General features: G+C 69.0%; 5 protein-coding genes and 1 pseudogene. 3 read left to right on the top strand and 3 right to left on the bottom strand.

Features of this window, described 5'->3' with window-relative positions; genetic code table 11:
• Positions 1–274 (bottom strand): annotated as a pseudogene (locus AC1DOC_RS14410) (hypothetical protein); the annotation flags it as partial.
• A 361-nt stretch (positions 275–635) separates the two neighbouring features.
• Here AC1DOC_RS14410 and AC1DOC_RS14405 point away from each other — a divergent pair.
• The 3 genes from AC1DOC_RS14405 to AC1DOC_RS14395 all read left to right on the top strand — a co-directional run bounded on the left by AC1DOC_RS14405 (position 636) and on the right by AC1DOC_RS14395 (position 3735).
• Complete coding sequence (locus AC1DOC_RS14405) at positions 636–1313, top strand: methyltransferase family protein (protein ID WP_436046218.1); 678 nt, start codon at positions 636–638, stop codon at positions 1311–1313.
• Positions 1314–1586: 273 nt separating this feature from the next.
• On the top strand, positions 1587–3380 hold the full coding sequence (locus AC1DOC_RS14400; protein WP_307597284.1) for a PQQ-dependent methanol/ethanol family dehydrogenase: 1794 nt from the start codon (positions 1587–1589) through the stop codon (positions 3378–3380).
• A gap of 10 nt (positions 3381–3390) precedes the next feature.
• Entirely contained in the window at positions 3391–3735 is a 345-nt protein-coding gene (locus AC1DOC_RS14395; protein ID WP_015866266.1) for a high-potential iron-sulfur protein, read from the top strand.
• 12 nt (positions 3736–3747) lie between these two features.
• Here AC1DOC_RS14395 and AC1DOC_RS14390 read toward each other — a convergent pair whose 3' ends face one another.
• Together AC1DOC_RS14390 and AC1DOC_RS14385 are read right to left on the bottom strand one after the other, a co-directional pair.
• Positions 3748–4755: an FAD:protein FMN transferase gene (locus AC1DOC_RS14390; protein WP_436046216.1), complete on the bottom strand. Its 1008-nt coding sequence runs from the start codon at positions 4753–4755 to the stop codon at positions 3748–3750.
• A partial coding sequence (locus AC1DOC_RS14385) for a 4Fe-4S binding protein (RefSeq protein ID WP_478129977.1) occupies positions 4752–6370 on the bottom strand: 1619 nt, incomplete at its 5' end. The genes AC1DOC_RS14390 and AC1DOC_RS14385, both read right to left, overlap by 4 nt.

The raw sequence follows: 6370 nt of genomic DNA, 5'->3' as shown, positions 1-6370 counted from the left end.
TTGCTAAGACTGGCAACACGATCGCTATGATTTTTTTCTGCATCCCCCGGTTCTCCTTGTGGCGGACATTTTGCCCGATGGCATGCGCAAGATGTAGAGAGCAGACGCACATTGAAAAGCAGAGTCGCGCCGTCAACGCCGGCTTCCAGGCAAGTTGAGCCGCGTCAGTGAATGTCGGGTTATGGCCGACTGTAGCCGCTGGTCCCCTGCGGCTGCCATCGAGGAACGCCGCAACTTTCTCGGCTAATGCAGGGTCGGAAGACTGTATCGCCAAGGTTGAATTGCCCGGGCTCGCCGCGAAGAGACAGCGTCAGTTCGGTCCACTCCTCGTCGTCTGGAGTTCGGCTGTTTCCGTCAGAGTCGATATTGCAGTCGGGTCCACAGATGCGCCGCGAGTTTCCAGTATGCAGGGCGCCGCGCCGCGCCGCTGACATGTACAACGTGAGTTGACGAGGAGGGGTTTGAGGTCACGTCATCAATTTCCGGTGGTGGTCGCGAAAGTCCGGACGGTCGACCCCGGGCTGACAGTGAGAGGCTTCTGACCCCATCTTTCCGATTTCGTAGATGCATCAGCGTGCCATCGTATTTGAGCCGCCTGTTGCGCAATGGAACGCCGGACATACCATTCACTGTCTATGGATCCGCTCCACAAGAAAGCCATCGCGCAAGGGGTTGCGGGAATGGCCGTTCTCGTTGCCTTCATCTTCTTGCCCGCGGGCACGTGGCAATACTGGCAAGGCTGGCTCTTTGTCGCCGTCTTTTCTCTCTCGACCATCGGCTTCACTGTCCATCTTGCCCTCCATGACAGGCCGCTGCTCGAGCGCCGCATGAATGCCGGACCGCAGCATGAGAAAGAGTGGCCGCAGAAGATCATTGTGTCGCTCATCATCCTCGCGTTTTTCATCTTTATCATCCTGCCCGCACTCGATTACCGGTTCGGCGTCTCGCCGGTTCCCGCTTATATGTCCCTTGCAGGGAACATCGTGATCGTGGCGTCCTTCCTCTTTATTTTCTGGGTGCTGAAGGTCAATAGTTATGCAGCAGCCAACATCAGCGTCGCGGGCGACCAGAAGGTGATCGACAGCGGCCCCTACGCTCATGTGCGTCATCCTATGTACGCTGGCGCGCTCTGGCTTTTCATCGGCATGCCGCTCGCACTCGGCTCGTGGCTCACGATCTGCCTCCTCCCGCTCGTCCTGCCGGTGCTGATCTGGCGACTTCTTGATGAGGAAAAGATCTTGCGCCGTGATCTTCCCGGTTACAACGAATACGCAAGCCGTGTGCGTCATCGCCTCATTCCCTATGTCTGGTAGGTAACCGGGCCGGCCTTGGCGCTCAATCGGCGGTCATTGCGCGGCCGGCGCCTTCCGGCGATTCACTGCGCCGTGATGCAACGGTTGCGCCCCGTGCGCTGTTCGACCTTGTAGCAATGCAGCGGGAAAACCCGCGCCCCACGGCCCGCGCGATGCGCGCAAGAGCCCCTGGAAGCCCGCATCGCGCGTGGCATGGAGATTGCCCTTGACTCCCGTGAAGGCATGCCCGCATGGCACGCCCGAGCCGCTATCCACACCCACGAGGAGACATCCATGCAATTGAAGCTCTTGAACGCGCTCATGGCCATCGGCCTGGCCGCGGCCGGCAGCGCCGGCGCGCAAGTCACGGACAAGATGATCCAGTCCGAAGCCACCGCGAACGGCAACGTCCTGACCTGGGGGGTCAATACCCAGGGCCAGCGCTACTCGCCGCTGAAGCAGGTCAACACCGGCACCGTGTCCCGGCTCGCGCCGGCATGGGCCTTCTCCTTCGGCGGGGAGAAGCAGCGCGGCCAGGAGGCGCAGCCCGTGATCCACAAGGGCAAGATGTTCGTCACCGCCTCGTACTCGCGCATCTACGCGCTCGACGCCACCACCGGCAAGAAGCTGTGGAAGTACGAGCACCGCCTGCCCGAGGGCATCATGCCCTGCTGCGACGTGGTCAACCGCGGCGCGGCGCTGTACGACAACCTGGTGATCTTCGCCACGCTCGATGCGCAGCTGGTGGCGCTCGACCAGAACACCGGCGACGTGGTCTGGAAGGAGAAGATCGACGACTACGCGGCCGGCTACTCGGCCACCGCGGCGCCCATCATCGCCAACGGCCTGATCCTCACGGGGGTGTCGGGCGGCGAGTTCGGCATCGTCGGCCGCGTCGAGGCGCGCGACGCCAGGACGGGCAGCATGGTGTGGTCGCGCCCCACGGTGGAAGGCCACATGGGCTACACCTACGACAACGACGGCAACAAGAAGGAGGCGGGCGTCTCGGGCACCGTCAACAAGAGCTGGCCGGGCGACCTCTGGAAGACCGGCGGCGCTGCCACCTGGCTGGGCGGCACCTTCGATCCCAAGACCGGCCTGGCCTACTTCGGCACCGGCAACCCGGCGCCGTGGAACAGCCACTTGCGCAAGGGCGACAACCTGTTCTCGTGCTCGACGGTGGCCATCGACGTGAAGACCGGCCAGATCAAGTGGCACTACCAGAACACGCCCAGCGACAGCTGGGACTTCGACGGCGTGAACGAGTTCGTCACCTTCGACATGGACGGCCGCCGCGTGGGCGGCAAGGCCGACCGCAACGGCTACTTCTACGTGAACGACGCCACCACCGGCCAGCTGCTGAACGCCTTCCCCTTCGTGAGGAAGACGACCTGGGCCAACGGCATCGACCTGAAGACCGGCCGCCCGAACTACGTGGCCGAGAACCGCCCGGGTGATCCGGTCGCGGGCGGCGACGGCAAGAAGGGCAGCTCGGTCTTCGCGGCGCCTGGCTTCCTGGGCGGCAAGAACCAGATGCCGATGGCCTACAGCCCCGACACCAAGATGTTCTACGTGCCCGCCAACGAATGGGGCATGGACATCTGGAACGAACCGGTGGCCTACAAGAAGGGCGCGGCCTACCTTGGCTCGGGCTTCACCATCAAGCCGCTCAACGAGGACTACATCGGCGCGCTGCGCGCGATCGATCCCAAGAGCGGCAAGATCGCCTGGGAGATCAAGAACGGCGCGCCGCTGTGGGGCGGCGTGCTCACCACCGGGGGCAACCTGGTGTTCTGGGGCACGCCCGAGGGCTACCTGAAGGCGGCCGACGCCAAGACCGGCAAGGTGCTGTGGGAGTTCCAGACCGGCTCGGGCGTGGTCGCGCCGCCGGTCACCTGGCAGCAGGGCGGCGAGCAGTACGTGGCCGTGGTCTCGGGCTGGGGCGGCGCGGTGCCGCTGTGGGGCGGCGAGGTCGCCAAGAAGGTCAACCTGCTGGAGCAGGGCGGCATGGTGTGGGTCTTCAAGATCCCTTCCGCCGGCGGCGCGCGCACCGCCCGGGCGGGCGAGGCCCGCGTGGCGTCCAACTGAAGGAGGCGGCATGACGGATCGCAACAGCGAAGGGGGCCGCGGGGCCTCCCGCCGGGAGTTCGTCGGCCGCGCGGCCGGCGGCGCCTGCCTGCTGGCAGTGCTGCCGGTGCGCGTGCTGGCCGCGCCGCCGCGCGCCGAGGAAAGCGACGAGACGGCCGTGCAGTTGGGCTACAGGCACGACACGAAGAGCGTCGACAAGAAGAAGTACCCGCGCCATGCCGCCACGCAGGAGTGCGTGAACTGCGCGATGTGGCAGGGCACGCCCGCCGATGCCTGGGCGGGCTGCGCGATGTTCGGCCGCAAGCAGATCGCGGCCAAGGGCTGGTGCCAGGCCTGGGCGCCCAAGCCCGCCTGAGCGGCTCGGGCGCTACAGCATCGGCCGCCGCGCGGCCGGCTCGATCTGCAGGCCGGGCGTGGCCTCCCAGCGCCCGGCCTTGTCGACCCACAGCGCATCGACCTGCCACTGGCGCGCGACCTGCCGCGCCTGCGCGGGCCCCGCAACGAAGAACACCTTGGTGAGCGCATCGGCCAGCGCGCCGCTGGGCGCCGCCACCGTCACGGCCGACAGGGCCGGCGGCGAATAGCCGGTGTGCGGATCGACGATGTGGTGGTGCCGGCGGTCGGCGCTGAAGAAGGTCTGGCTGTCGGCCGAGGTGGCCACGCAGCGCCCGTCGGCCAACAGCCGCGCGATCAGCGCGGATTCGGCCTGCGGGTCGGCGATGCCGAGCGACCAGGCCTGCGTGCCGCCGCGCAGCCCGAGCGGCGCGAACTCGCCGGCATCGACCAGCGCGTGCCGGATGCCGCACGCCGCCAGCGCCTGCCGCACACGGTCCGCCGCATAGCCCTGCGCGATGCCGTTGAGCGTCACGGCCATGCCCGGCGCGTCGAAGCGCACCAGCCGGCGCCGCGCATCGAGCGCGCGCCAGTCGACCCGCGCGCGCGCCGCCGCCACTTCCCGCGCGTCCGGCAGGCGGCCTTCGCGCTGCGCGGCCGCGAAGGCCTCCCACAGCGGCTGCACCGTCACGTCGAAGGCGCCGCGGCTCTCGCGCGACACCTCGTGCGCAATGCGCAGCACCGCCAGCAGCTCCTCGGGCGGCGCGTCCAGCCGGCCCTCGCGGTTCAGCCGCGAGAGCGCGCTGGCGGGATCGAACAGGCTCATCTGCGCCTCGATGCGGCGCAGCAGCGCCACGCCCTCGTCCAGCGCGCGTTCCACCACCGCCTCGCGCTCGTGCCCGGCCTGCAGGCTCAGCGCGGTGCCAAAGCCCAGCAGGTCGCGCCGGCCCCAGTGCAGCGCGGTGACGGCCGGCGCCAGGGCCGCGCCACCGGCCAGCGCGCCCAGGCCGAGCGACAGGCGCAGCAGCTGGCGCCGCTTCATGCCGCACTCCGGACGGCGGCCGCCGCCTGCACCGCAATCACCCGCTGGCGCCCGCGCGCGATCAGCGGCGCGCAGCGCTCGGGGCTGTCGTGGATGGCCACGCAGTCCAGGCACTGGAAGCACTCGCCGTAGACGATCGCGCCGTCGGGCTTGATGGCCTGGTACTCGCAGCGGTGTCGGCAGGTCTGGCAGGGCGTGCCGCATTCGGCGCGGCGCGGAATCCACTTCAGCAGCCGCGCATGCCCGAGCAGCTTGAGCCCCGCGCCGAGTGGGCACAGGTAGCGGCAGAAGCCCTTGTAGAGCACCAGGTTCAGCAGCACCAGGCCGCCTGCCCAGGCCACGAAGGGCCAGGCGCGCACGAAGTTCAGCGTGATCGCGGTCTTGAAGGGCTCGACTTCCACCGCCCGGTCGGTCCACGCGGGCGAGACGGCCGCCAGCACCAGCACGATGGCCAGCACCGCGTACTTGAGCCGCTTCAGCCGCRCATCGACATCGCGGTGCAGCCGCAGGTGCTTCCTCAGGCCCGCGCGCCGCGCGATCTGCGCCGCCAGTTCCTGCAGCGCGCCGAAGGGGCAGAGCCAGCCGCAGAAGGTGCCGCGTCCCCACGCCACCAGCGTGAGCGCGACGAAGGCCCACAGCGCCACGCTCATCGGGTCGTACAGCAGGAAGCCCAGCGAGCGCCCGGCCGCCATCGCCTGGATCGCGGCGGTGACGTGGACGATCGAGAGCTGGCCCTGCGCGAACCAGCCGATGAAGACCAGCGTGAAGACCAGGTAGCCGGTGCGAAAGCGCGCCAGCCGCGCGGGCGTGGCGACGATCCAGCGCGGCCGCGCCAGCACCAGCGCCAGCAGCGCCAGCGCACCCGCGAGCACCGCCAGCTCCCAGGCGCGCGCATGCCACACGGCCTGCCAGCCCTTGGCCTCGTCCTGCGCTGCAATCACCTGGTCGGCCGGCAGCCGGTAGGGCAGGGCGAAGTCGCGGCTCACCCGCTCGCCGTAGAGCATGCCCTTCTCGCGCGTCACGCGCAGCGCAAAGTCCAGCGGCCGGGCCGGGTCCAGGCCGGCCGGCCCGATGACGCGGAAGACCTTGGCATCGGCATGCCGCAGCGCGGCCGGCAGCCGCAGCGGATCGTCCAGGTCGAGGTCGCGCAGCTCCAGCGGCAGCTCGCCCTGCCGGAGCGTCAGGCGGTCCGGCACGGCGCCGCGCACGAAGCTCTCGCCCACGAAGCTGTAGCGGCCGGTGGCGATCGCCAGCAACGCATGGTCGCCCTCGTCGATGCGGCCGAGCAGGTGCTGCCAGCCCGTTTCGGACAGCAGGTTGCGGCCCACCGCCGGAACGTTCAGGTAGGCCAGGTACAGCTCGCTGAAGACTTCGCCGGAGGCCGCGCCGGTGCCTTCCGCCTCCTCGACGCCCATGCCCGCAAAGGCCTGTTCCACCTGGCCGCGCGAGAGCCGCACGCGCTGCACCAGCCCGGCCTGCAGCAGCGCGTCCCAGTCCATCGGCCGGAAGCCGTCGCGCCGCACGCGCGCCAGCAGGGCCGGGTCGCTGCCCGCGGCAAAGCCGAGCCGGGCGCGCGCCACCCGCAGCGCCGAAGCGAGCAGGCTCTGGTGGAGGA

It is taken from the genome of Variovorax sp. 01T439_2 (assembly GCF_056398445.1).
This window is presented reverse-complemented; position numbering and strand designations above follow the sequence as displayed.

Bases quoted from the DNA above. Each gene is read 5' to 3' on its own strand.
- AC1DOC_RS14390 (WP_436046216.1), bottom strand. From the start codon at position 4,755: ATGAAGCGGCGCCAGCTGCTGCGCCTGTCGCTCGGCCTGGGCGCGCTG.
- AC1DOC_RS14405 (WP_436046218.1), top strand. From the start codon at position 636: ATGGATCCGCTCCACAAGAAAGCCATCGCGCAAGGGGTTGCGGGAATG.
- AC1DOC_RS14395 (WP_015866266.1), top strand. From the start codon at position 3,391: ATGACGGATCGCAACAGCGAAGGGGGCCGCGGGGCCTCCCGCCGGGAG.
- AC1DOC_RS14400 (WP_307597284.1), top strand. From the start codon at position 1,587: ATGCAATTGAAGCTCTTGAACGCGCTCATGGCCATCGGCCTGGCCGCG.